This window comes from Bacillus tequilensis, from assembly GCF_012225885.1.
Taxonomy (GTDB): Bacteria; Bacillota; Bacilli; order Bacillales; family Bacillaceae; genus Bacillus; species Bacillus tequilensis.
Map to the genome: position 1 here is coordinate 2337007 of NZ_CP048852.1, position 22672 is coordinate 2359678.

Annotated in this window: 22 protein-coding genes; 9 read left to right on the forward strand and 13 right to left on the reverse strand. The window is 45.8% G+C overall.

The features are described 5' to 3' along the window. Positions 1-127: 127 nt before the first annotated feature. Together G4P54_RS12455 and G4P54_RS12460 are read right to left on the reverse strand one after the other, a co-directional pair. The gene (locus G4P54_RS12455; RefSeq protein WP_167872815.1) at positions 128-466 is read right to left on the reverse strand and encodes a YolD-like family protein; all 339 of its coding nucleotides are present in this window, start codon (positions 464-466) and stop codon (positions 128-130) included. Then, on the reverse strand, positions 463-1701 hold the full coding sequence (locus tag G4P54_RS12460; RefSeq protein ID WP_167872816.1) for a DNA polymerase IV: 1239 nt from the start codon (positions 1699-1701) through the stop codon (positions 463-465). The genes G4P54_RS12455 and G4P54_RS12460 overlap by 4 nt, the downstream gene beginning before the upstream one ends. 167 nt (positions 1702-1868) lie before the next feature. On the opposite strand from G4P54_RS12460, the gene G4P54_RS12465 reads away from it, so the two are divergent. Continuing rightward, positions 1869-2075 (forward strand): YqzH family protein, encoded by a 207-nt coding sequence (locus tag G4P54_RS12465; protein WP_024715155.1) that lies wholly within the window; start codon positions 1869-1871, stop codon positions 2073-2075. Between the two features lie 648 nt (positions 2076-2723). Further along, complete coding sequence (locus tag G4P54_RS12470) at positions 2724-3956, forward strand: MDR family MFS transporter (protein ID WP_167872817.1); 1233 nt, start codon at positions 2724-2726, stop codon at positions 3954-3956. Between the two features lie 143 nt (positions 3957-4099). Here the strand turns inward: G4P54_RS12470 and G4P54_RS12475 are convergent, their stop codons facing one another. The 5 genes from G4P54_RS12475 to G4P54_RS12495 all read right to left on the reverse strand — a co-directional run bounded on the left by G4P54_RS12475 (position 4100) and on the right by G4P54_RS12495 (position 8691). Further along, the gene (locus tag G4P54_RS12475; protein WP_167872818.1) at positions 4100-4486 is read right to left on the reverse strand and encodes a VOC family protein; all 387 of its coding nucleotides are present in this window, start codon (positions 4484-4486) and stop codon (positions 4100-4102) included. A gap of 4 nt (positions 4487-4490) precedes the next feature. After that, complete coding sequence (gene coaA / locus G4P54_RS12480; RefSeq protein WP_024715152.1) at positions 4491-5450, reverse strand: type I pantothenate kinase; 960 nt, start codon at positions 5448-5450, stop codon at positions 4491-4493. Between the two features lie 71 nt (positions 5451-5521). After that, entirely contained in the window at positions 5522-6868 is a 1347-nt protein-coding gene (dsdA, locus tag G4P54_RS12485; RefSeq protein ID WP_167872819.1) for a D-serine ammonia-lyase, read from the reverse strand. 78 nt (positions 6869-6946) lie between these two features. After that, entirely contained in the window at positions 6947-7726 is a 780-nt protein-coding gene (locus G4P54_RS12490; RefSeq protein WP_167872820.1) for an SDR family NAD(P)-dependent oxidoreductase, read from the reverse strand. Between the two features lie 5 nt (positions 7727-7731). Next, the gene (locus G4P54_RS12495) at positions 7732-8691 is read right to left on the reverse strand and encodes an MBL fold metallo-hydrolase (protein WP_167872821.1); all 960 of its coding nucleotides are present in this window, start codon (positions 8689-8691) and stop codon (positions 7732-7734) included. Between the two features lie 400 nt (positions 8692-9091). On the opposite strand from G4P54_RS12495, the gene proC reads away from it, so the two are divergent. After that, positions 9092-9925 carry a pyrroline-5-carboxylate reductase gene (gene proC / locus G4P54_RS12500; protein ID WP_167872822.1) on the forward strand — a complete coding sequence of 278 codons (834 nt, stop codon included), beginning with the start codon at positions 9092-9094 and terminating at the stop codon, positions 9923-9925. A 35-nt stretch (positions 9926-9960) separates the two neighbouring features. Here the strand turns inward: proC and G4P54_RS12505 are convergent, their stop codons facing one another. Next, positions 9961-11595 carry a M20/M25/M40 family metallo-hydrolase gene (locus tag G4P54_RS12505; RefSeq protein ID WP_167872823.1) on the reverse strand — a complete coding sequence of 545 codons (1635 nt, stop codon included), beginning with the start codon at positions 11593-11595 and terminating at the stop codon, positions 9961-9963. 172 nt (positions 11596-11767) lie between these two features. Between G4P54_RS12505 and namA the strand changes: the two genes are divergently transcribed. Both namA and G4P54_RS12515 read left to right on the forward strand, forming a co-directional pair. Beyond that, positions 11768-12784, forward strand: coding sequence for an NADPH dehydrogenase NamA (gene namA, locus G4P54_RS12510; RefSeq protein WP_167872824.1), 1017 nt, complete (start codon positions 11768-11770; stop codon positions 12782-12784). A 109-nt stretch (positions 12785-12893) separates the two neighbouring features. Then, a complete protein-coding gene (locus tag G4P54_RS12515) occupies positions 12894-13655 on the forward strand; it encodes an alpha/beta fold hydrolase (protein ID WP_167872825.1) in 762 nt (253 codons plus the stop codon). Positions 13656-13696: 41 nt separating this feature from the next. Here G4P54_RS12515 and rpmG read toward each other — a convergent pair whose 3' ends face one another. Further along, entirely contained in the window at positions 13697-13846 is a 150-nt protein-coding gene (gene rpmG, locus G4P54_RS12520; protein WP_003226511.1) for a 50S ribosomal protein L33, read from the reverse strand. An 81-nt stretch (positions 13847-13927) separates the two neighbouring features. After that, on the reverse strand, positions 13928-14851 hold the full coding sequence (gene rnz, locus G4P54_RS12525; RefSeq protein ID WP_167872826.1) for a ribonuclease Z: 924 nt from the start codon (positions 14849-14851) through the stop codon (positions 13928-13930). 225 nt (positions 14852-15076) lie between these two features. On the opposite strand from rnz, the gene zwf reads away from it, so the two are divergent. Beyond that, positions 15077-16546, forward strand: a complete 1470-nt coding sequence (gene zwf / locus G4P54_RS12530; RefSeq protein WP_024715143.1) for a glucose-6-phosphate dehydrogenase — start codon at positions 15077-15079, stop codon at positions 16544-16546. Between the two features lie 100 nt (positions 16547-16646). Here zwf and gndA read toward each other — a convergent pair whose 3' ends face one another. Further along, positions 16647-18056, reverse strand: coding sequence for an NADP-dependent phosphogluconate dehydrogenase (gndA, locus tag G4P54_RS12535; RefSeq protein ID WP_167872827.1), 1410 nt, complete (start codon positions 18054-18056; stop codon positions 16647-16649). 109 nt (positions 18057-18165) lie between these two features. Then, entirely contained in the window at positions 18166-19410 is a 1245-nt protein-coding gene (locus tag G4P54_RS12540; RefSeq protein WP_167872828.1) for a DNA polymerase IV, read from the reverse strand. Between the two features lie 72 nt (positions 19411-19482). Here G4P54_RS12540 and mifM point away from each other — a divergent pair, with 72 nt between their 5' ends. From mifM to G4P54_RS12555, 3 genes are all read left to right on the forward strand, one after another. After that, entirely contained in the window at positions 19483-19770 is a 288-nt protein-coding gene (gene mifM / locus G4P54_RS12545; protein ID WP_167873873.1) for a membrane protein insertion/folding monitor MifM, read from the forward strand. Between the two features lie 29 nt (positions 19771-19799). After that, positions 19800-20627 carry a membrane protein insertase YidC gene (locus G4P54_RS12550; protein WP_167872829.1) on the forward strand — a complete coding sequence of 276 codons (828 nt, stop codon included), beginning with the start codon at positions 19800-19802 and terminating at the stop codon, positions 20625-20627. 139 nt (positions 20628-20766) lie between these two features. Beyond that, positions 20767-21495 (forward strand): YqjF family protein, encoded by a 729-nt coding sequence (locus G4P54_RS12555; RefSeq protein ID WP_167872830.1) that lies wholly within the window; start codon positions 20767-20769, stop codon positions 21493-21495. A gap of 48 nt (positions 21496-21543) precedes the next feature. Here the strand turns inward: G4P54_RS12555 and G4P54_RS12560 are convergent, their stop codons facing one another. Further along, entirely contained in the window at positions 21544-22659 is a 1116-nt protein-coding gene (locus G4P54_RS12560) for a M20/M25/M40 family metallo-hydrolase (protein ID WP_024715138.1), read from the reverse strand. Positions 22660-22672: the final 13 nt, after the last annotated feature.

Below are 22672 nucleotides of genomic sequence, written 5' to 3' on the forward strand. Positions count from 1 at the left end.
TCTCACAATATAAAAATTATATTTTGCCTGGCTGGAATTGTAAATGCCTTCTTTCCTTTATCATACATCTGCAGATTTGTTTAATATTTTTACACATATTCTCCCTCCTGTGCAGGAGGGAGAGACTTTACAGCACAATATCAAGCACCTGATCAAGCTTCAGTTTATAAAGCCGATCTTCGTCTCCTTTTATCCATACTGTTTTTTCAAACTCTTCATACCGGCAGATTTTCCCGGTGCAGCGGACAATTTCACCGTCCTGAAAGCAGCTGACAGTGATATTCTGAGCGAACTCCATCGCGGCACAAAGCGTTTGATTCATTTCCTCCAGCTTATCACGATCAAGAATCGGCTTTTGCAGCTTCTGTTTATGTCGCTTTCTCTCAAGCAGGCTTTGCTTATGTTCCGGCAGAAACATCCTGCTCCCTTCCCACAGCAGGTTGCCTCTTTTTAAATGGTCGTTCATTTATAGTGCCCTCCTATTTTAGCCGCACGTTCAAATGCCTGGCCTGCCGCTGTCAGTGATGCCGCTCTGACGATTGCTGTGTCGCCGAATCGGTTTTTAATGCCGTCCATCACATAGCCGAGGCTCATTTTTTTTGCATAATCCTGAAATAAATTAAGCTGCCATACGTCATCAGATGAGAGCTGAGACAGATTGACTCCGAGGCGGCGGACAGGCTTCCCGTCCCAAAATCTAAGAAACAGCCCGTATACAGCCTCATATACGTCCTGTGTTGAATTCGTCGGCTCCGCCAGCTTCACTTGCCGATTGAAGCCCGTCGGCCAGTCAAAATCAGCCCCCCGGCAGCTCACGGACACCGTCTGTCCCATTACTCCGGCGTTTCGGCTTCGCCTGCACACTTCTTCACTCAGCTCCAGCAGCACGACTTTGATTTCTTTGTCAAAGTGTTCATAGTCTCTCGGGAGAGTCATTCCATGGCCGATCGCTTTTTGTCCGTCCAGAGATGAAGTTGACACAGGGGAATAGTCGATCCCGTTCGCCGTCATCCACAGCACGTGGCCGTTAATGCCCCATTTCTTTTTTAAAAGATCAAGCGGAAAATCCGCAAGCCCGCCGATCGTGCTGATGCCCATTCGGGTTAAATGATGCTTCATGCGGCTCCCGACGCCAAACATGCTGCCCACCGGAAGCGGCCACATATCGGTTTTTATATTTTCTTTCGTTAAGGTAAAAATACCGTTCTTATTCTTTTTGGCAAAATTGTCGCACGCGATTTTGGCTAGCGCTTTATTAGGACCGATTCCGACCCGCGCATAAATGCCGATCTCCCGCATGATTCTGCCCTGAATGCTTTTTGCGATCTCTTCCGGCGTCCCAAACAGCTTCTGGCTGCCTGTAATGTCCATGAACTGTTCATCGATGGAATACGGTTCTACAAGGTCCGTATATTCCTCTAAAATGGCCGTGATTTGCAGTGATACATCAATATACCGCTGCATACGGGGCCGGAGCACAACAGCTTCAGGGCACTTTTCTTGCGCCTCCCACAGCCGAGAGGCATTCGTGACGCCCTTTTGTTTCGCCAGCGGGCAGGCAGCCAATACGACTCCGCCCCTTTTTTTAGGATCACCCGAAACAATGACGGGCCTATTTTTCAAATGTGGATTTTCCGCTTTCTCTACAGATGCATAAAACGATTGCATGTCAACGAGAAAAATCACTTTTTCTTTCATCATACACACCTCTAAAAAAGAACTTATGTTCGTTTTTCTATTATATGCGAAAGTATGTTCGTTTTATACTGGTAAATGATTCTTGTCTGACAGAAAATATGATCCCAGGGTTTGAGAGAAGAGAAACATTTAGTAGAATAAAAGTGAAGCATAAAGATAGGAGAGTCATGATGGAGAAATTTGTCGAAAAAATGCTGGGACAGGCCCTGCGCCAATATGGGAGAAATGTTGCCATAGATCCGTTAAGTCCGTATGAAAAACAAAGCCTGATAGCCGCCTTAAAAGAAAGACAGAATGAAGAACCCGATGAAGATCTGTATGCGCATATAGAAGATATCATTTATGACTATGTCACAAACCAAGGACTGTTCTCTTAAAAGCAGGCACACCGCATAGCGCCCCGAATCTGACTGTCAGTTTTTCAGCAGCTGATGCGGCTTGCCTTTGAAAAACACCGCCGGGATCACAAATAACAGTTTCAGGCGGCCTACGGCAGAAAATCTTGCCGAGAAAACAAAGCTGGATGTGTTCACGCTATAGATTCATACGGCTTGCCAATGTCCCTGCGGAGAATGCTCCCTCAAAACGTTTGGAAAGCCCCGGCCTCTCCTTCTGTCACGCGGCTCTAGTCGGTTCGCGCGCGTAAATCTTGATTTCAGGTCTGTCATCACTGAGCATTACCGAAACCCAATCCGTATCCTGACGTGTTACACCGACTGACTTTCATGCATCAAAAGACATTCGTATCCTTCCATACTCTGACTAGTTGCTTGAAAATGCGCGGCATTCAGCATCAATTCATATTGTGTTTCCACACATAGATAAGAGTCGAACGTATCGGCACTCTCCCTTCGAATGCTTTAAACGATGTCACCCCATCCTCCACACACGGTTTATTCCAATCCATACATCAGACATGTTTTATAGTAAATGTCAATGACAAAATATTTTGAATTCCCATTGGATAAGGAAATAATTTCATATATGATAGAAAATGATCTTACATATAGGAGAGAATCAGATTCATGAAGAAATGGAAAGATATCCACCCCATCAGCTGGACAATTATAATCGGTACTATTTTCGGCAGGATGGCCACATCGATGAGCATCCCATTTTTAGCGATTTATTTAACAGCCGTCCAAGGCGCATCAGCATCCTACGCCGGGCTGGTCATCGCCGCAAGCTCGTCAGTCGGCATCCTTGCAAGCTTTTACGGCGGATATATCTCGGACAAATTCGGCAGAAAAAACATGATGCTTGTGTCCATTTTCGGCTGGATGCTGGTATTTGCAGGATTTGCGGCGGCCTCTCATTTGTGGATGTTTTTTGTGGTCAACGCATTAAACGGCCTTTGCAAATCATTGTTTGAGCCCGCTTCAAAGGCGCTGCTGTCTGATATGACAGAAGAAAAAACGAGACTGCTCGTATTTAATTTGCGCTACGCAGCCATTAATATCGGCGTTGTCTTCGGACCGGTGCTCGGCCTGTATTTTGGCTCGTCGCAATCGACCGCACCCTTTTTGGTTCCTGCCATTATTTACGGGCTATACGGCCTAGTGCTCGCCGCGCAATTTAAAAAGCATCCATCTTCATCAGGCTCAGACCAATCCCGAAATATGAGCGTGCGGGAAGCGTTTATGGTGACGCAAAAGGATCATCTTTTTACAATTGCTCTGGTCGGCATCGCGCTATGCACCTTCGGCTACTCACAATTCAGTTCGACATTCCCGCAGTATATGGCGCAGAACCCCTTGATCAGCAATGGAACGAAGCTGTATGGGTTGATGCTGACATTAAACGCAATCGTTGTGCTGGCCACGCAATTTCCCATCGTCCATTTCGCAAAACGGTTTTCGCCGCTTTGCTCCCTAATGCTCGGCAATGTGATGGTGAGTATCAGCATGGCCATTTTCACCATATCACATGGTGTTTCATCGCTTGTGATGATTGTGGTCACATTCACAATCGGCGAAGTGCTTTTATTCTCAATGATGGATTTGTTTGTAGACCAGATTGCAAAACCGGGTTTAAAAGGCACTTATTTCGGGGCAATCGGGTTTTCACAGCTCGGAAACGTCATCGGCCCCTGGGTCGGTGGCATATGTATAGACCTGTTTGGCGCAGGCCGGCCGATTTTTATTTTTTCTGTCCTGAGCGGCATCACCCTGCTCGGCCTGCCATTTTTAGCGTTCGCCTATCGGCAGATGAAAACGGAAATGACAAAACACCGGTCCGCTCTGGAAAAATCGCTTTAACCAAAAAACGGGGGAGAACCAATCTCTCCCGTTAAAAATGAGGTGATGAATATGATGTATCGTGTTCGCCGCTGTTACCTTTGCAGCTGTGACAAGCTTCAAGTACGCGGAGAACCGAAAAGCGAAGCTGGCAAAAATCATGATCAATCGCTTGGGGCAACGAGCTCTACCTTTATCCGATCCGGATCCTCACAATAGACCGCATAATGCCCCTCTCCTCCGGCAAAAGGGTGCCTGTCTCGGTACAACACACAATAGCCTTTTGCCATCAATTTTTCGGTCATCAGGTCAACTTGAAGCTTGGATTCAGCGTGAAATGCGAGATGGTTCAGCCCGACACGGCCTCTGTGGTATTCCGGTTCTAGAAATCGCTCTTTCGCCTGTACAATCACAAGGTAAAAACGGTCTTTCTTCCAGCTGATGCCTGAGTCCCATTTTTGATATTCTTTATAGCCAAGTTCTTTTAAGAACCAGCCCCAAAATCGTCGAGACACTTCCAAATCAGAGACATACAGTTCGATATGATGCACGATATCACACTCTCCTTACCAGCACTTCTTCAACCTTATGCCCCTCTCCCTTACGCAAAATGAGATCCGACCTGAATTTAGTCGGCAGGATATTTTCATATAAGTTCGGCCGGTTGACACTCTCCCAAATCGAGGCTGCCATTTCATCAGCCTCCTGATCAGACAAGTCTTTAAATTTATGAAAATAAGAGTCGGGATTTTGAAAAGCTGTTTCCCGGAGCAGACGAAAACGCTCTAAATACCAAGTGAAAATCCGGCTTTCCTCCGCATCCACATAAATCGAAAAATCAAAGAAATCGGAAACAAAAATGCGCGGATTTTCCCGGTCATCCTCCAAAGTGGGCGACTGAAGAACATTAATGCCTTCAATAATCACAATATCCGCCTGTTCTACAACCTCGAACACACCTTCCTCACGGTCATAGGTAAGATGAGAATACACCGGGGCCTTTACGCTGGCTTTACCTGATTTTAAGTCATTCAAAAATTCGAGCAACGCCTTTACGTCATAGCTCTCGGGAAACCCTTTTCTAGACAACATATTTTTCTTTTTCAGCTCGGCTGTAGGAAATAAAAAACCATCTGTCGTGATAAGGCTCACTTTAGGGCGGTCCGGCAAACGCGAAAGCAGCTTCTGCAAGATCCGCGCCGTCGTGCTTTTTCCGACGGCCACACTTCCGGCGATCCCGATAATAAACGGAATTTTGGCTGAATGAGGATGCTTCAAAAACACATTCACATGCTTATTGCGTTCAGCGGCAGACTTGACATGCAAATGAAGTAAGCGAACAAGCGGGATATAAATCGTCTCCACTTCCTCGACAGAAAGATAATCATTCAGCCCTTCCACAGCTTTTGCTTCTTCTTCAGAAACTGCAATCGACAAATGTCCCCCAAAACCAGACCAAGACTCACGATTGTGCTGTGTATATAAAGTATGTAAATTAAGCTCTTTATTTTTCACTGTTTACACCTGACTCTCTGTAGGTTAAAACCCTTACAAAGATTGTAACGGAAAACCCTTTCACTGTCTGCTTATTTTTTTATTTCGTTTTCCAGCAAATCCGCGCCGATTCGGTGATACGCGGCCATTTCTTCTGGCGGAACCATGCTTCCTCCCGTTCCCCAGACGACATGTATGGCATGTTCCATGTGATGTTTCCGAACGCAGCGTCTTCCCTCTTCTGTCGAAAAAAGCTGAACGGGTCCGAACATGCCCGCAAGAGCAGAGGGCTCTAAATATTGATTTTCAGATACAGCCAGCATATGAAGCAAGGTATAAAGCGTATCGTCCTCTACCGTATAACAGCCGCTCAGAAGAGGTTCAATGAGCTTGCCGACAAATCCTGACGGCCTCCCGACTGCAAGCCCGTCAGCAGCCGTCCGATTATCAAGGCCGATATCCTGGACAGAAATCTGCTCGTGAAGGCCGGAATAAAGCCCCAGCAGCATACACGGTGAATGAGTCGGCTCTGCAAAAAACACATGAACATGGTCTCCATATAAAAGCTTCAGCCCAAATGCCACACCGCCCGGTCCTCCGCCGACACCGCACGGCAGATAGACAAACAGCGGCGTCTCAAGACTAGGTTGTATATTCATACAGTCAAGCTGCGTTTTTAATCGGCTGGCTGCCACAGCATATCCTAAAAACAGCTGGCGGGAATGTTCATCATCAATGAAATAACAGAATGGATTTTGTTCCGCCTGCCGTCTGCCTTCTTTCACCGCTTCACTGTAATCCGATTCATACTCCATGACAGTGACACCCTTTTGGCGAAGGAGATCCTTTTTCCACTGCTTAGCGTCAGCAGACATATGCACTGTCACGCGAAATCCGAGTGCGGCGCCGATCATGCCGATGCTTAACCCCAAGTTTCCAGTCGAACCGACAGCGATCGAATAGCGAGAGAAAAACGCGGCAAACCGCTCTTCCTGTAAAATGCGGTAATCATCAGTTTCCTGAAGCATTCCTTCCTGAAGCGCCAGCATTTCTGCATGCTTTAATACTTCATAAATCCCGCCCCGCGCTTTAATCGAGCCTGAAATCGGAAGCTCGTGGTCGCACTTTAAAAGCCATCTTCCCGGCAATCGCTGCTGATATGCCGCTTCCAGCTTTCCCTTCATATGCTGCATTTCTAAAAGCGGAGACTCAATCATTCCTTTGGCATCTTTCGTCTCAGGAAACACCTCGGCAATGTAAGGAGCAAACCGCCGCAGCCTTTTTTCCGCCTCAGCTATCTCCCGTTCCCACTCATTCGCATGGAATAACGGTCCCTCTTTCTTCCCAGGGTTTGCCCAGAAAACAGGCTCTGCGTCAATCAATTTCTGAATGAACGGATCTTTGAGCAGAGCATGAAGGGCTTCTTGATTGATCGACATCTTAATGATTTCTCCCTTTCTCTATCAAACTGCCTGTGAGCATGCCAACAAGCCATCACGCCGCAGGCAGTTCCAGCGTTATTTTTTCATAAATACGCGTCCTGCCAGCTTTTCAACGAGAGCAGGGAACAGCTGATACAGCTTGGTGCCGGCATTCATTAAGCGCGGAAGGTTGATTTCCCGTTTGTTGGTGAAAATTGCAGCTGTAATGTGAGCTGCCACGTCATCGGGATCAAGCATCCAGCGGCTGATATTATCGACGTAGTCCCCGCCTTTATCAGCAATAGAAAAAAAGTCCGTCTGAATCGGTCCCGGATTGACTGTTGTCACATAAATGCCTGTTCCCGAAAGCTCCATCCGCAAAGCGTTTGAGTAGCCGAGCACGGCATGTTTTGTCGCGGAATAAAGGCTCGACTTCGGTGTTGCAATTTTCCCTGCTTGAGAAGCGATATTGATGATATGGCCCCTTTTTTTCTCAAGCATTTGCGGAAGCACAGCTTTTGTACAGGCGATCAGGCCGAAGACATTCACATCAAACATCGCTTTCATGTCATCCAGTGTCGAGTCTAAAACCGTTTCAAATATACCGAAACCCGCATTGTTGATCAGCACATCAACCGGTCCGATCTGATCGCGGACAAAAGCAACCTCCTCTATACGTCCAACATCCAGCGGGAAAATCTCACACTGTCCGCTCCATTCCTCGGTTATTTTCCTTTTGATTTCTGCCAAACGGTCCTCACGTCTTGCTGACAGCAGGACATGGGCTCCTTCAGCCGCGCATAAGTATGCGATTCTTTCACCGAGCCCTCCGGAAGCACCGGTTATCCAAATTCGCTTTCCCGCTAATTGTTTCACCCACTTCACCTCTTCATTGTTTTAAAGTATGCGGTATTTCCTTCCTGATATGATGTGATGGCTCCTTCACTCTCCAGCACATCAAGATGCCCCGCCGTTTCTGACATCGTTAAAAATAATTCTTTTTCATACACAGCTGGAAAAAGCTGCTGACAGACCTGAAAAGCGGTCATCGGCTTTTCTTCCAGCATGCGCCGCACATCCTCCGTCCTGTTTCTCTGCTTGTCAAACCGCTTCTCAATCAGCTCCTGTACGCTGGTGATGATCTCACCGTGACCCGGAAACACAATTGCCGGATCAAGTTCAGACAGTCTTTTCAATGACCGCTGATAATCCACTAAAGGCCTTGATCTTAAGTCTCCTGTTTTCGGCGCTTCCAGAATCGGATTAGATGAGCTGTTGGCAAGCAGAAGATCGCCGCCAAGCATTCGCCCGCTTTTTTCATGGAAAAGCACGATATGCGATTCGGCATGTCCGGGCATCTCCAAAACAGACCAGCCCTGAAGCCCATCAATGCTCATGCCTTCTCTGACTGTTTTCGTCAGGGATCTTGTACACGAAAATGCGTACGCGGACCGAATGAGCTTTTCCTCCTTGCCCGCATCAAAAGGAACGCCTAATTCTGGCAGCAGTTTTTGAAAAAAACGTTTTTGCCAATCCATAAAAGCTTGGTTTCGGCTGATATAAGGTTCGTTGAACGGATGTCCAATCACCTCGATTTCATCAGAAAAGACATCAAGCAAGCCTGCATGATCAGCGTGATGGTGAGTCAGTACAACCTGCTCGATATCTGACAATTTCACATCTACAGCGGCAAGCTGCTCTTGAAGGGCTCTGACAGCCTCCTTTGTATTCGGCCCGGCATCGATCAATGTCAGCGCATCGCCTTTTACTAGATAAACGAGAACATCGCCGACCGCAAATGGTGTCGGGACGCGGATCGCAATTACATCTGCAGTTGTCATCCTTTCGCTCCTTGTCTTCATTCATTATTCATATTTTAGCTTTTTCTCGGTCTTGTGTCATTATTGCTGAACGAGAACGGCCCTTTTTAAAAAAGCTATTGACATTAGCTTGTCCGCCATTGCATAATGAACAACAAACTAAAACGAGAACAATTGGAACGCTATGACGAGGAATAGGATACGAGGCAATGGCCAAAGAGAGCGATATCCCCGGCTGAAAGGTATGGCCGCCCGCTTGTTTGTGAACCTGCCTTCAAGTCGCGGTTAGGAAAACCTAAACGTTTCCCGCGTTAAGGGATTTGACTGAGCACAATCTGTGTTAATAAGGGTGGTACCGCGAACCTTTTCGTCCTTTACGAGATGAAAGGGTTTTTTGTTGTTCTGATAAAGGAGGATATCAATGAAAAAAATAGGATTTGTCGGCGCCGGGTCCATGGCAGAAGCAATGATTAACGGTTTTTTGCAAAGCGGCATTACAAAGCCGGAACATATCTATATCACAAACCGCTCAAATGACGAGCGTCTGCTTGAATTAAAGGGAACGTACGGCGTGCGTCCATGCAGAGATAAACATGAGTTTTTCTCTCAAACCGACATTATTATTCTCGCTTTTAAGCCTAAGGACGCGGCGGAAAGCATTGACAGCATCCGTCCGTATATCAAGGACCAGCTTGTGATTTCAGTGCTTGCAGGTCTTACCATTGAAACAATTCAGCATTATTTTGGCAAAAAGCTCGCGGTTATTCGCGTCATGCCTAATACATCAGCAGCGATCAGAAAATCAGCAACCGGTTTTTCCGTAAGCACGGAAGCAAGCCAGGATGATATTCTCGACGCAACAGCTTTATTGGAAACAATCGGTGATGCCACACTGGTTGAGGAACGACAGCTTGATGCAGTCACGGCGATCGCCGGAAGCGGTCCGGCCTACGTGTACCGTTATATTGAGGCAATGGAAAAAGCGGCGCAAAAAGTAGGTTTGGATCAGGAAACGGCAAAAGCACTCATTTTGCAGACAATGGCTGGGGCAACAGATATGCTCCTTCAAAGCGGCAAACAGCCCGCACAGCTTCGCAAGGAAATCACGAGTCCGGGGGGCACCACAGAGGCAGGCCTTCGCGCTTTACAGGACTCCCGCTTTGAAGAAGCGATTATTCACTGTATTGAAGAAACCGCTAAACGGAGCGCGGAAATCAAAGAGCAGTTTGCCGGAGCGGCATTAGAGAGGCGTTAGACAGAAGGCACAGGGTCTTCTGTCTTTTCTTTTTCCTACAACAGCTGATCCGCTGTTTCTGATTGTTTGAATAGCGCAGAGATCGTAAATGAAAGCAGGTCGGGAAGCACTTCAAAGGAATAAGGCACATACAGTCTTTCCGTCCATTTGTGCGGGTCTTTTCCAGCCGGGCCTACATTTAAAACCGGGACATATAAAGTCTGGCCTTTGCCGCTTGGCAGTGAATATCCTCTGTTAAAGAGCGGCATATTGCTTGTGTACGCGTCGACCTCCTGCTTTTCCAGCTGAAGATAGCTTAAGTCTGAAAGTCCAGGGAAGTACTGAACCTCCCGCAGCGCAATGCCATATCTGTCAGCCGCATAATGCATAAGCTGCTCAGCTGTATTTCTAATCAATTGATCGTCCTTTGAAGAAACGGCCGGATAAAACGGCGGGCTGTAAAAAAGAACAATGAGCGGTGCATCCTCCTTACAAAGCGAAGCAAGCTCAGACACCATTTTGGTCGAAAAATCCCTGTCTCCAAGATCTCCCCTGTTGGCAAAGGCATCATTCATAACCCGCTCTGTTTCCGAGTTTCCAGTGCGCTTTTTCGCACGCGCGATCAGCTCAGCAAATGTCAAAACAGTGACGGAGCGCTCTATCGGCGTAAATGCCTCAAATTGCTGAAATTCCTGTGTTTTCTTCCGAATGTTCGCAATGATTTCCTCGGCCGCCTGTTCTGCGGTTTTCAGCAGCATCTGATGCAGCTCACTGGCCGAGCGTTTCATGGACAGCACATTAAATAACGTGACAGCTGTATGCGGTGTCTGAACCGAATACAACTCTTTCAAGTCCTTTTGCATCAAGTTTACCGGCGGCGGAGTGACTTCACCATCAACCTTTTCGCAATAAGCCGCATTCAGTTCAAGCAAGCGGTTAATCTCAGATACCATTAAATTTGCGTTGATGCCCGAAAACGGCTCTCCGACATGGGTTTCAATCCCCTTGCAGAAAAATCCGGCTAGCACCTTGCCAATGCTTCCCGAATAAAAATATTGCTGCTGGTCGCCGGGAAATTTTTCAAACATTGGTTCAGCGTTTAAGCAAGCTGTTAATGTGATATCATGCGTTTTCTCCATCTCCTTCAATACAGGGACAGCTTCAATCATGCCTCTGGAATTTACCTCCTCATCAGGAACCGTAACCAGCAGCAAATTGCCCTCAAATTCGCCGTTCATCGCCCGCTCAAGCATCGACAGCTGAACCGCAAGCCCCGCTTTCATATCCATCGTTCCTCTCCCGAACAGCCAGTCTCCGCTTTCAGCGTCTCTTTTCACCTGTTCCGGAAGCAGCTCTTTTTTCTCTAAAAAAGAGCTCAAAAGCTCAGCAGGCTTACAAGCCATATGTTTGAATTCTCCGTAATCTTCTATGTCCACGACATCAAAATGACTCAGCAAAAGCACTGTTTTTTTGACATTCTTCTTTTTAACAAGAGCCGTAAGAAAGAATCTGCCATCGTCCATCGGATGAAGTGTTACATCATCAGGATGTTTTTGAAAATAAGGCTTATCCTTCAAAATGAAATAAAGATATTCTGCAAGTGCAGCCTCTCCCTTCGAACCGGTGATGCTTTCGTATTGCACAAGAGAAGTTAAAAGGGTCAGCAATTCATCCTTCGTCTGCCAATTCATCGATCTCCGCCCCTCCTATGTATAAAAACGCTTCTAATCTGAAAAATAAGATGATTCCCTGTCTATTATACAGAAAAGTTTGACAAAAACAGATCGTTTGAGCAGTTTATATGACGGGAAAGAAATGACTTGATATAATCAATCTCTAAAAACCTTACGGGAGGCGAAAGAAATGGCCAGAAAATTATTCACACCAATTACAATCAAAGATATGACGTTAAAAAACCGCATTGTCATGTCGCCGATGTGCATGTACTCTTCTCATGAAAAGGACGGAAAATTGACACCGTTCCACATGGCGCATTACATATCGCGCGCAATCGGCCAGGTCGGACTGATTATTGTGGAGGCAACTGCAGTTCACCCTCAAGGACGAATCACTGACCAAGACTTAGGAATTTGGAGCGACGAGCATATTGAAGGCTTTGCGAAACTGACTGAGCAGGTCAAAGAACAAGGTTCAAAAATCGGCATTCAGCTTGCCCATGCCGGACGGAAAGCCGAGCTTGAAGGAGATATTTTCGCGCCATCGGCGATTGCGTTTGACGAACAATCAGCAACGCCTGTGGAAATGTCAGCAGAAAAAATAACAGAAACGATCCAGGAGTTCAAACAAGCGGCCCTGCGCGCAAAAGAAGCCGGCTTCGATGTAATTGAAATTCATGCGGCGCACGGATATTTAATTCACGAATTTTTATCTCCGCTTTCCAACCATCGCACAGATGAATACGGCGGCTCACCAGAAAACCGCTATCGTTTCTTAAGAGAGATTATTGATGAAGTTAAACAGGTATGGGACGGCCCTCTATTTGTTCGAGTATCTGCTTCTGACTACACAGACAAAGGCTTAGACATCGCCGACCACATCGGTTTTGCAAAATGGATGAAGGAGCAGGGTGTTGATTTAATTGACTGCAGTTCAGGCGCTCTTGTTCATGCGGACATTAACGTGTTTCCTGGCTATCAGGTCAGCTTTGCTGAAAAAATCCGAGAACAGGCTGAATTGGCAACTGGCGCTGTCGGCATGATTACAGACGGTTCAATGGCTGAAGAAATTCTGCAAAACGAACGTGCCGATCTGATCTTCATCGGCAGAGAGCTTTTACGGGATCCATTCTTTGCAAGAACTGCTGCGAAACAGCTGAATACAGAGATTCCGGCCCCTGTTCAATACGAAAGAGGCTGGTAAGCCAAAAAAGAGATATCCCCAACCGGATATCTCTTTTTTGAATTTTAGAGAAACGATCTGCGCAGGTTCTCCGTCTCCCTAGTAGAACCAATTAGAGGAGATGACTCCAATGAACTCAGCTTGGATGGAAAAGACATATACGATTGACGGGTGTGCGTTTCATACGCAACACCGGAAAGGATCAAATGGTGTAACGATTGTCTTTGAGGCCGGCTACGGTACTTCTTCTGAAACGTGGAGACCATTAATGGCGGACATTGATGATGAATTTGGCATCTTTACATATGATCGCGCAGGAATAGGGAAAAGCGGACAAAGCAGCGCTAAACGAACAGCTGAACAACAGGTGAAGGAACTGGAGTGTCTGCTTAAAGCAGCAGATGTAAAACCTCCTTATCTGGCTGTTTCACATTCATACGGAGCTGTGATCACCGGTTTATGGGCCTGCAAAAACAGGCGTGATATTATCGGCATGGTCCTCCTTGACCCAGCTTTGGGAGATTGCGCAAACTTCTCCTTTATTCCTGAAGAAATGCACAAAGCATACACAAGAAAGATGATGCTTGAGGGCACACATGCGGAGTTTTCAAAAAGCCTGCAGGTTCTCAAACAGCGGCAAATCCATTTAGGAAACATGCCTCTCCTTGTGTTGTCATCAGGTGAACGAACTGAAAAATTCGCTGCTGAACAGGAGTGGCAAAACCTGCACAGCAGCATATTGTCTCTCTCTAACCAAAGCGGCTGGATTCAAGCTAAAAACAGCTCGCACAACATCCATCATGATGAACCACACATCGTTCATTTGGCTATTTATGATGTATGGTGCGCAGCGTGCCAGCAGGCCGCTCCTCTTTATCAGGCAGTGAATTAACATAAAAAGACCGGGTGTACATCGCCCGGTCTCCTTTTATGTTATTTTGTTTCGCGATGAAGGGTATATTTCTTTAAGCGCGGTGAATATTTTTTCAGCTCTAAACGGTCTGGATTGGTGCGTTTGTTTTTTGTTGTGATGTAATTCCGGTCTCCCGTTTCAGTACAAGCTAAAGTAACATTAACTCTCATCATGAACATCCTCTCACAAAGCGTAATAATTACGTTTTATTATACAACGTCAACACAAATTGTCAAATAAGAGCTTTTCCTTCAGCTTCGCGGGACGTTTACCTCTAAGAAATCATACGCCGCCACGCTGTTTGGGAAAACCTCAGCCGCTTCTTTTTGAAGCTCCAAAGAGGCATCCCCCTGATATCTGGCGCTGATATGGGTTAAAATAAGCTGCTTCGCCCCGGCTTCTTTCGCTGTTACAGCCGCCTGTTCTGTCGTACTGTGAAAATAATCATAAGCAAGTTTCCGATCTTCCTTAGCAAAGGTCGCTTCATGAACAAGCACATCACAATCTCTCGCAAGCTCTTTTAGTTTGTCACTTACTCTCGTATCTCCGGAAAACACTACAGCCCTTCCCTTTTTAGGAGGCTCCAGAAAATCATTCCCACTGATGATGCGCCCGTCTTCAAGCGTTACCGTTCCGCCTTTTTTGATTCTTTGGTACACAGGTCCGGGCGGGATGTTCATTTCTTTCAATAACTCCGCCTTTAAGGAGCCTTGTACGTCTTTTTCCTGCACACGGTACCCGAACGCTTCTACTCCATGAATAACAGTTGCTGCTGTAACCATAAACTGATCATCTTCAAACACAATGCCTTCTTCGATTTCCTTGATCACAAGCGGATATGTCAAATGGGTTTTCGTGACAGCAAGGCTTGTTTCAATAAACGCCTTAATCCCTTTAGGGCCGTACACTGTCAGCTCGTCCTCTCCGCCTTGAAAAGAACGGCTCCCCAGAAGTCCCGGAAGCCCGTATACATGATCGCCGTGCATGTGGGTAATGAAGATTTTTTCAATTTTACGAGGTTTAATCGTTGTATGTAAAATTTGATGCTGTGTGGCTTCCCCGCAGTCAAACAGCCATACCGAACGCCTTTCTTCAAGCAATTTTAATGCCACCGCCGTTACATTTCTCGCCTTAGCGGGAATGCCGGCTCCCGTCCCTAAAAAAAGTAATTCCACGTTTCCTTCCTCCTACTAGAACTAGTTACCTACAAGAATACAGGATCATGCGCAAAATGTGAATCTTGCCCTTGAAAGGAACAATCCTTTTGTTCTAGAAACATTTTTACGTCGTTCAGCAAAAAATGGGCTGAAATGTTTGCTTTCGTTGAATTTTAGATTTAAAATGAAGGAAATATACGGGGTGTACTAAAATAAAGCTTCGAATAAAGTGAGGTACTTTTAGTGAAAACAAGCCAACAGCCAAAAGCAGTAATTGTCATATTCGGTGCAACTGGAGATTTAGCAAAACGAAAACTGTATCCGTCTATCCACCGTTTATACCAAAACGGACAAATCGGAGAAGAGTTTGCAGTTGTAGGAGTTGGAAGAAGACCTTGGTCTAATGAGGAACTTCGCCAAACTGTTAAAACATCCATCTCCTCATCTGCAGATAAACATATAGATGATTTCACGTCCCATTTTTACTATCACCCGTTTGACGTGACAAACCCAAGCTCTTATCAAGAGCTTAACGTATTGCTTAATCAGCTGGAAGATACATATCAAATTCCAAACAATAGAATGTTCTACCTGGCAATGGCTCCTGAATTCTTCGGGACAATTGCAAAAACACTAAAATCAGAAGGTGTTACAGCAACAACAGGCTGGTCGCGCCTTGTCATTGAAAAGCCGTTTGGCCATGACCTGCCAAGCGCACAGGCATTGAACAAGGAGATCCGCCAAGCGTTTACAGAAGACCAAATTTACAGAATCGACCATTATCTAGGCAAACAAATGGTTCAAAACATTGAAGTGATTCGATTTGCCAATGCGATTTTCGAACCGCTTTGGACAAACCGCTACATCTCAAACATTCAAATTACATCAAGCGAATCACTTGGCGTCGAGGACCGTGCGAGATATTATGAAAAATCAGGCGCCTTGCGCGACATGGTGCAAAACCACATGATGCAGATGGTTGCCCTGCTTGCAATGGAGCCGCCGATCAAATTAAGCACAGAAGAAATCCGCAGCGAAAAAGTGAAGGTTCTGAGAGCGCTGCGCCCTATTGAAAAACACGAAGTGGATGAGTATTTTGTTCGCGGGCAATATCAAGCCGGTGAAATTGACGGTTTGCCGGTTCCTGCTTATACGGACGAGGACAATGTAGATCCTGACTCCAATACAGAGACCTTTGTTTCAGGAAAGCTTTTGATCGATAACTTCAGATGGGCTGGTGTTCCATTCTATATCCGCACCGGAAAACGAATGAAAGAAAAGTCCACAAAAATCGTCGTCCAATTTAAGGACATTCCGATGAACCTGTACTACGGCAATGAAAATAACATGAATCCAAACTTGCTCGTCATCCATATTCAGCCTGACGAAGGCATTACACTTTACTTAAATGCCAAAAAGCTTGGCGGAGCAGCACACGCTCAGCCAATCAAACTGGATTACTGCAGCAATTGCAATGACGAGATGAATACACCTGAAGCATATGAAAAATTAATTCACGATTGTCTACTTGGCGATGCAACAAACTTTGCACACTGGGATGAGGTTGCCCTTTCTTGGAGCTTTGTCGACTCCATCTCTGAATCATGGGCAGCAAACAAAACCTTATCTCCTAACTATGAATCAGGCTCTATGGGACCGAAAGCATCTGATGATCTTTTGGCGAAAGACGGCTTGCACTGGTGGAATATATAAGACGGAAGCGGGAAATGCTCATGAGCATTTCCCGCTTTTTTCATAGGAACATTTAAAAACAAAATCCCCGACGCCATAAGGCTTCGGGGATTTCTATTCATTACTTCATCCATTCAGTATGGAAGATGCCTTCTTTATCAGTACGCTCATAAGTATGGGCGCCAAAATAGTCACGCTGCGCTTGAATTAAATTTGCTGGAAGCACGGCTGTGCGGTAGCTGTCATAGTAAGCCAATGCGCTTGAGAACGACGGCACCGGCACACCTTGTGCTACTGCAAGTGAAATCACTTGGCGAAGCGCTCCTTGATAGCTTTCTACAATATTTTTGAAGTAGCTGTCAAGAAGAAGATTATCAAGCTCAGGTTCGCGATCGTAAGCTTCTTTAATCTTTTGAAGGAACGCCGCACGGATGATACAGCCGCCGCGGAAAATCATAGCGATTTCGCCATATTTCAGATCCCAGTTATATTCTTCAGAAGCAGCTTTCATTTGGGCAAATCCTTGCGCGTAAGAACAGATTTTACTCATGAACAGCGCTTTTCTGACTGCCTCAATCAGCTCTTCTCTATTTTCTGTAACAGGCTTCACTTCCGGTCCTGAAAGAAGGCCGCTCGCTTTCACACGCTCTTCCTTCATAGCTGAGATGAAGCGCGCGAATACAGACTCCGTAATAATCGGAAGCGGAACACCTAAATCAAGCGCGCTTTGGCTTGTCCATTTTCCTGTTCCTTTTTGTCCTGCTTTGTCAAGAATCACATCAACAAGCGGTTTGCCTGTCTCTTCGTCTTTTTTCGTGAAGATATCTGCCGTAATCTCAATCAGATAGCTGTCAAGCTCGCCTTTATTCCATTCAGCGAAGACTTCATGAAGCTCATCAGCTGAAAGCCCTAACACTTGTTTCAGAATGAAGTAAGATTCAGAAATCAGCTGCATATCTCCGTATTCAATGCCGTTGTGGACCATTTTTACATAATGGCCTGCACCGTCTGGACCGATATATGTCGTACAAGGTTCTCCGTCAACTTTTGCAGAAATCGCTTCAAGAATCGGCTTCACAAGCTCATGTGCTTCTTTTTGTCCGCCAGGCATGATAGAAGGACCTTTAAGCGCTCCTTCTTCTCCGCCGGAAACGCCTGTTCCGATAAAATGAATGCCGCTTTCAGCGAGTTCTTTGTTACGGCGCTGTGTATCTTTATAGTATGTATTTCCGCCGTCAATTAAAATATCATCCTTCTCTAGATGAGGAAGAAGAGATTGAATTGTCGCATCTGTTGCAGTTCCCGCTTTAACCATTAATAAGATTTTGCGCGGTGTTTCCAAGGATTGGACAAACTCTTCAATGCTGTATGTGCCAACAACATTTTTTCCTTTTGCCTCCTGCAAAAACTCCTCAGTCTTACTGCTTGATCTGTTGTAAACAGAAACAGAAAATCCCCGGCTTTCGATATTTAAAGCCAGATTTTTACCCATGACCGCAAGCCCGATAACGCCGATTTGTTGTTTTGACATATTCTAACGTCCCTTCTGAAAACGTTTCATCATTTTAAAATTTAAATTAAAATAAAATGATATTTATAATAAAGAAATTACCATACTTTGACCCTTTTTTTCAAGCGATTCAGCTTTTCTTTTCATCCTGAAAGAAATCTTTGTTAAAGCTTGTTCCTTTCGTTTTGCTTTCCTCTTTTTTGATCTTTGCCCCTTTTCTGATCAGCTTGGAGCCGTATTTTTCATTCAGCTTTTCCATCATCTGCTGAATCGGCTCATCCTTCGCATCTTCATTAAAGCTGAACAAATCGAGCTGCTTATAGGCCTGCTCTTTTTCTACTAAATCCGTTCCGGTAATGCCAAGCAGCCTGACGGGATTTTTATTCCAATGCTTAAAAAAGAGATTCTCCGCTTCATTCATAATTTCATTTTTTTGATCGATCGGATTTTTCAGCGTTATGCTTCTTGTGATGGTTTTCCAATCTGCATATCTAATCATGATAAATAGCTTCGAAGCCATGACTTCCTTGCGCTGTAAGCGGTCGCTAACAGAAGCGGCAAGCTTTCTGAAAACGCCTAGCAGCTCTTCTTCATCACTGGAATCATGCGAAAGCGTCGATGAGTTGCCGACGCTTTTAAATTCGTAAATGCGCTCAGGATCAACCGGCGCATGGTGGATGCCGTTTGCTTTATTTTTAAGGCGCGGACCGTTGATGCCAAGCAGGCGTTTCAGCGAGTTCTCATCAGCGGCCGCTAACTCTCCAATCGTATGAATGCCGAGTCCCTTCAGCTTTTCCGCTGTCTTTTTGCCAACCCCGTGCATCTCTCCCACCGGAAGCGGCCAAAGGATATCAGGCACCTGTCTCTTTCTTAAAACCGTGATGCCAAGCGGCTTTTTCATGTCAGACGCCATCTTAGCGAGAAATTTATTCGGCGCGATCCCTATGCTTGACGGAAGCAGCAGCTCTTTTTGCAGCCTGCTTTGGATTTCTTTTGCCGTCTCCAACGCGCGGCTGCTGTATGGTGTATCAGTCATGTCCATATAGCCTTCGTCGATGGAGACAGGCTCAACCAGCTCAGTGTATTCACGGAGGATGTTAAACATCGCTCTTGAAGAGCTTCTATAGCGGTCAAAGTTCGGCGGAAGAACAATAAGCTCCGGACAATTGCGTTTCGCTTCCCAAACCGGCATCGTTGTTTTCACGCCGCGCGCTCTCGCTTCGTAGCTGCATGTCACCACGATTCCCTTGCGCTCCTTTACGTTTCCCGCTACTGCGACCGGCTTCCCCCGGAGAGCCGGATCATATGCCATTTCCACCGATGCGTAGAAGCTATTCATATCAATATGGAAAATAATTCGGCCCTTTCCCGGCATAAATAAATCTCCTTTTCGTTCATTAGACAACGGCTTGTACATATAGTAAAATGAAGGTATTGAATGGATGTGATTATAATGTTTGTGGAATCGATAAATGACGTTTTATTCTTAGTCGATTTTTTCACAATTATTCTTCCTGCTCTGACGGCAATCGGGATTGCATTCCTCTTACGCGAGTGCCGTGCCGGCGAGCAATGGAAATCTAAACGAACTGATGAACATCAGACAGTCTTTCACATTAACCGAACAGACTTTCTTATTATTATATATCATCGCATTACAACTTGGATACGTAAAGTCTTCCGCATGAATTCACCTGTGAACGATGATGAAGACGCCAGTCCCCTTCTTTTATAAACCGCATTTATAAAAAGGAGGAGAACAAATTGGTAAAAACATATCAAAAACTTTTGGCTATGGGTGTCTTTTTCATCGTATTATGCTCGGGTAATGCTGCGTTTGCGGCGACGAATCAGGTGGGAGGCCTCAGCAACGTCGGTTTTTTCCACGACTATTTAATCGAACCGTTTTCTGCTCTGCTTAAGGGGGTTGCCGGGTTCTTTCACGGAGAATACGGACTCTCTATTATTCTCGTCACCATTATTGTGCGTGTGGTTGTACTGCCTTTGTTTGTCAATCAGTTTAAAAAACAGCGCATGTTCCAAGAGAAAATGGCCGTTATTAAACCTCAGGTTGACAGCATTCAGGCCAAGTTGAAAAAGACGAAGGACCCTGAAAAGCAAAAAGAACTGCAAATGGAAATGATGAAGCTGTATCAGGAGCACAACATTAATCCGCTTGCCATGGGATGTCTCCCAATGCTGATTCAGTTTCCTATTGTGATTGGGTTTTATTATGCGATTCGCTCCACACCCGAAATTGCGTCACACTCGTTTCTATGGTTCAGTTTAGGACAATCTGACATTCTCGTGTCTCTTAGTGCGGGTGCAATGTACTTTATTCAAGCCTATGTCGCTCAAAAACTGAGCGCGAAATATTCCGCTGTCCCGCAAAACCCTGCGGCACAGCAATCTGCAAAACTAATGGTGTTCATCTTCCCTGTGATGATGACGATTTTCTCGCTTAATGTTCCCGCAGCGCTTCCGCTGTACTGGTTCACAAGCGGACTGTTTCTGACAGTGCAAAATGTTGTCCTGCAGCTGACCCACCATAAAAGTAAAAAAGACGCCGCTCTTACTGAGCCGGTGAAATAATGAAACACCCCCGATGAAAAGCCGGGGGTGTTTTTTTGTTTCATCGCACCCTTTTCTGTCGCGGCTAAAAGACGTATCGTTTTAAAAAGAAGAAAATAGGGAATACCTTTATTCACATCCAACTGAAAGGAAGATATACGTGACGGAAGGCTTTCAGCAAAAAAATATTTCTGTGCCTGAGGGAATCTGGATCATGAGACAAACATGGAACGATGTCTTATTTGCCCACTGGCCTGTTGATGTTTCGATCCTTCGGGCTATGATTCCGCCGGTTTTAGAATTAGATACATATAACGGACAAGCTTGGATAAGCATGCTTCCCTTTATGCTCACAAACCTGAGAGCGCGTTATCTTCCTGCCATTCCCGGTGCGCGTACGTTTCCCGAGCTTAACCTCCGCACCTATGTCACGTATAAAGGCAAGCCCGGCATTTATTTTTTCAGTTTAGATGCTGATCATCGGCTGGCGGTTCTGGGCGCTCGTACGTTCTTTCATTTACCTTATTTTTACGCGGATATGAAAGCTGACAAAAACGGTGATGGCATTGACTATGTCAGCAAGCGGAGAGACGGCGGAGAAGCAGCTTTCTGCGCCGCGTACCGGCCCGTTTCTGCTCCTTTTACAGCAGAACAGGATTCGCTCGATTATTGGCTGACGGAACGATACAGACTCTACACCACTTACCGCAGCAAGCTCTTTTACGAAGACATTCATCATCATCCTTGGCTGCTGCAGCATGCCGAAGCGGAAATTTCAGTTAATACGGTGGCTGATGCTCACGGTATTACATTGCCAGGGTCAGATCCCTTGCTTCATTTCGCTAAAAAACAGGACGTGTTATTTTGGCCGCTTAGACAATGGCACTGAATGCAAGAAAAAACCCGATGCGCGCGAGCGCACTCGGGTTTTCTTTTTTTATTTTGCTGCCTCTTCAATAATGGCGACAACCATTTCTGCTGTTTTAACGAGTTCCTCGACAGGCATTTTTTCATTCTTTGTATGAATTTGCTCGTAACCGACAGCAAGGTTAACCGTCGGAATGCCATGACCAGCAATCACGTTTGCGTCGCTACCTCCGCCGCTTGTTTGCAGTTCGCTCGGACGGCCGATTTTAGCTGCCGCTTTTTTCGCGATTTCAACAACTTGGTCGCCGTCCTGATATTTGAAGCCCGGGTACATGACTTCAATTTCGACTTCTGCGCGTCCGCCCATCTCGGCAGCGGCCTCTTCAAAAGCAGCTTTCATTTTTTGGGTCTGAGCTTCCATTTTCTCAGGAACTAAAGAACGAGCTTCAGCAAGAATATGGACTTCGTCACACACAATGTTTGTTTGTGTGCCGCCTTCGAACCGGCCGATATTTGCTGTTGTTTCTTCATCGATGCGGCCCAATGGCATTTTTGAAATTGCTTTGCTAGCGATTGTAATGGCTGAGATGCCTTTTTCAGGTTCAACCCCGGCGTGTGCGGTTTTCCCGAAAATTGCCGCTCTTACTTTCGCCTGTGTCGGTGCGGCTACAATAATATTTCCGACTTTTCCGTCTGAATCAAGGGCATAGCCGTAGGATGCAGTAATCAGAGAACGGTCAAGCGCCTTTGCTCCGATCAGACCTGATTCTTCCCCTACTGTGATGATGAATTCAATGGTGCCGTGTGCAATGTTTTCTTCTTTCAGCACTTTAATCGCTTCAAACATTGCAGCCAGTCCCGCTTTATCATCAGCGCCTAAAATCGTCGTGCCGTCTGTTTTGACATAGCCTTCCTCAACAACCGGTTTTACGCCGTTTCCGGGTACAACTGTGTCCATGTGAGATGTAAAATAGATCGTATCTGTTTGTGCTGTCCCTTTTAATGTACAGATCAGGTTACCGGCTCCGTGGCCAGTGATATCCATTGTATCGTCTTCTTTTACGTCCACACCTAAATCAGAAAATTTTTGTTTCAGCACTTTGCAGATTTCTGCTTCGTGTTTTGTTTCTGAGTCAATTTGGACAAGTTCTAAAAATTCTTCCAGCAGGCGTTTTTCATTCACCATTTGTAAGTCCCTC